The organism is Flavobacterium sp., from assembly GCF_043760115.1.
GTDB lineage: Bacteria > Bacteroidota > Bacteroidia > Flavobacteriales > Flavobacteriaceae > Flavobacterium.
Map to the genome: position 1 here is coordinate 1 of NZ_JAYUPK010000072.1, position 3,278 is coordinate 3,278.

The 3,278-nt window shown below is 26.9% G+C and carries 5 protein-coding genes; 4 read left to right on the forward strand and 1 reads right to left on the reverse strand.

Annotated features, from left to right (window positions below; all coding sequences use genetic code 11):
* The first annotated feature begins 262 nt into the window (after positions 1–262).
* A complete protein-coding gene (locus ACH2BC_RS06190) occupies positions 263–460 on the forward strand; it encodes a hypothetical protein (protein ID WP_395053118.1) in 198 nt (65 codons plus the stop codon).
* The gene (locus tag ACH2BC_RS06195; protein ID WP_395053119.1) at positions 448–771 is read left to right on the forward strand and encodes a hypothetical protein; all 324 of its coding nucleotides are present in this window, start codon (positions 448–450) and stop codon (positions 769–771) included. The genes ACH2BC_RS06190 and ACH2BC_RS06195 overlap by 13 nt, the downstream gene beginning before the upstream one ends.
* Positions 772–833: 62 nt before the next feature.
* On the opposite strand, the gene ACH2BC_RS06200 is transcribed toward ACH2BC_RS06195, so the two are convergent.
* Positions 834–2,126, reverse strand: coding sequence for an aminopeptidase P family protein (locus tag ACH2BC_RS06200; protein WP_395053120.1), 1,293 nt, complete (start codon positions 2,124–2,126; stop codon positions 834–836).
* A 165-nt stretch (positions 2,127–2,291) separates the two neighbouring features.
* Between ACH2BC_RS06200 and ACH2BC_RS06205 the strand changes: the two genes are divergently transcribed.
* Together ACH2BC_RS06205 and ACH2BC_RS06210 are read left to right on the forward strand one after the other, a co-directional pair.
* On the forward strand, positions 2,292–2,921 hold the full coding sequence (locus ACH2BC_RS06205) for a hypothetical protein (RefSeq protein ID WP_395053121.1): 630 nt from the start codon (positions 2,292–2,294) through the stop codon (positions 2,919–2,921).
* The coding region (locus ACH2BC_RS06210; RefSeq protein ID WP_395053122.1) for a hypothetical protein at positions 2,921–3,278 on the forward strand (358 nt) is incomplete at its 3' end. The genes ACH2BC_RS06205 and ACH2BC_RS06210, both read left to right, overlap by 1 nt.

Below are 3,278 nucleotides of genomic sequence, written 5' to 3' on the forward strand. Positions count from 1 at the left end.
TTGATAATCTGTATTAATTGAAATAAATTTAAAGCAATAATTTCCGCCCAGTTTGTCATTCTGACGAAGGAAGAATCCCACCAAAACTTTAGAAAAAATGAAACCAATATTACTTGAGATTCTTCGAGCTTAAGAATGACAAGTTTGCGGATAATTACAATGATCAAATGTTATAAAATATTTGAATTAACTTATATTTATTAAGCTAAACGTTTCTATCAAAAAAAATATTTAGTAGCTTTGTTAAAAATTAGAATTTAATATGAATATAGTAACTCAAAAAGAAAATCTAATAAAATGGATTCAAACCATTGAAGATTCTAAAATTTTAAATAAATTAGAATCTATAAAATCAGAAGACACTTTTGATTTTGAAAAGGAATGGGCAAGAAGTATTTCTGGTGATGAACTAAGAGAAAGAACAAAAAAACACATAAAATCATTGCCTTGGAAAAAGTAAGTATTCAATATTTGCCAGAAATTGAAGATTTTATTAATAATTTAAGTGATTTACTTTTTGAAAAGGAATATTTCTCGTTTTATGAATATTCAGCAAATTATGTAGATAATTTAACCTTTTTTATTGAAAAAGAATTATTTAATTTTCCTTATAAAAAAGCACCAATAAAATTAAAAAAATTTGGCTCTAATTATGCCTTTTACAAACCAAACAATAGAACAACTTGGTACATTTTCTTCGAAAAAAGTAATAATCGTTATTTAATTACTTATATAACAAACAATCACGTTAAAGAACTAAATGATTTATAAATAAAAAACGGCTTATCAAAATAAACCGTTTAAACTGAAAACTGAAAACTGATCACTAAAATTTAACTATTCATTAAACTTTCAATCTCATCAATTTCAATAGGTATATTTCGCATTAAGTTAAAAGCAGCACCTTTTTCTTGAATAACCATATCATCTTCTAGACGAATTCCAAAACCTTCTGCCGGAATGTAAATTCCTGGTTCTACTGTAAAAACCATATTTGGCTTCATTGGTTCGTGCAATAATCCATAATCGTGTGTGTCTAAACCTAAATGATGTGAAGTTCCATGCATAAAATACTTTTTATAAGCTGGCCAATCTAGGTTTTCGTTTTGCACATCGGCTTTGTCAATTAATCCTAATCCAAGCAATTCCGAAGTCATAATTTTGCCAACTTCAATGTGGTATTGTTTCCATAAAGTTCCTGGCGCAAGCATTTTTGTAGCTTCGTTTTTTACATTTAAAACTGCATTATAAACTTGCTTTTGTCTATCGGTAAATTTTCCAGAAACTGGAACCATTCTAGTCATATCGCTAGAATAATTTGCATATTCTGCACCAACATCTAGCAAAATTAAATCTCCAGCTTTGCATTGCTGATTGTTTTCTATGTAATGCAACACATTGGCATTGTTTCCAGAGGCAATAATTGGAGTATAAGCAAAACCTTTAGAACGATTTCTTATAAATTCATGAGCAAATTCGGCTTCAATTTCATATTCGGTTACGTTTGGTTTTACAAAACTTAAAATTCTGCGAAAACCTTTTTCGGTAATATCACAAGCGGTTTGAATTAAATCTAACTCTTCGCTTTCTTTTATTGAACGCAATCGTTGCAAAATGGTATTGCTTTTGGCAACTTGATGCGCAGGATAATTTTCTTTCCACCATTTTACAAATCGTGCTTCGCGAGTTTCAGTTTCTATCGATGCTCTGTAATGTTCGTTGGTGTTGATGTAAATTATTTCAGAATAAGCCATAACTTCTTTTAAAGTCTTATGAAAATCTTGCAACCAGATTACAGATTTTATTCCAGAAACTTCAAATGCTCTGTCTTTTGTCAATTTTTCTCCTTCCCAAATGGCAATGTGTTCGTTGGTTTCTTTAAGAAAAAGAATTTCTTTTAAATGCTCATAAGGTGCATCTGGAAAAAGCAATAAAATACTTTCTTCTTGGTCTACGCCAGATAAATATAAAATATCTCTATGTTGTGCAAATGGCAAAGAACTGTCTGCCGAAACTGGATAAATATCGTTAGAATTAAAAACAGCAACACTATTAGGTTTCATTTGCGATGTGAATTTTGCTCTGTTTTTAATGAACAAATCGCGGTTTATTTGATGGTATTTCATAAGTAAGTTATTATAATTTTTAATTTTATTATGTAATTTGCAAAAGCATATTTATTTTTAAGAAGTTCAAATTTAGAAAGATAAACGCTAATAGTTGTTAAATGAAGTATAAAAATAAAAATTGTTTTTGATGTTTATATATCTTTAGCCATTAAATTTATAAAAATGAGAACATTATCAATCGTAATTTTTAGTTTAGTATTTGGAATTAGTTTTTCACAAACCAAATTAATTTCGCACAAAAGCCATAGCGGAAACAATGAAAGTTTTAGAATTTCTGTTGAAGAAAACTTATTTGATATTGGTGATTCTAGTTTTGGAAAGATTGTAATGGAATACACCGAAAATTATGAAAAAATAGATACAATAATTAAAATTTCTAATACTAAAATAGTTAGAGTTAAAAGTAATTATTATCAAGTTTTTGAAAGATCAGATAAATCTAAAGTAGGAAAATTAGAATATATAAATACGGTTAGAGACACAATTACCATAGAAAATATGAGTTTGATTTCTAATGATAAATTAAAAATTTTAGCAAAAACTGATAAAAATTATATTAAAACAATTGACACTAATAAAGTTGTTATAGTAAACTTAAAAGAAAAAACTTTAAAAGAAATTAAACAAGAAAAACGAAAAGCAAAAAAGAAAAAAGCAATACTTCCAATTGTAGAAAGCAAACCTAATTTTCCATCAAAATCGTTACTTATTTTTGCATTAATTTTATTAACCTCACTTGTTGCTTTTTTTACTTGGAAAACTACAAATTATAAAAATTTGGTTTCCAACTAATGAAAGAACTTTTAGAAAAATGTTTAGCTCTTTTTTTCGTTTTAGGATATCTATTTATTCCATTAACACTAAACGGAAAAGATTGGCAATTTCAACTTACAAACTTTCTTTTTTCTAAACCAATTGGGTTTATTCAAACTAATTTCTTTCCAAAAGCTTTAAAACAAATTGATTTTTCATCAGATACAGTTGCCTTAAATTTATTGCTGTTCGTATTGTTTTTATTTGCAATTGTTTTTGTTCTAATTTTAAAATTCACAAGATTTAAAACTGATAAACTTGTTTATACATCAAGAATATTTTCTTGCTATTATATTGCATTTATACTTTTAGAATATGGATTTAATAAAGTTTTTA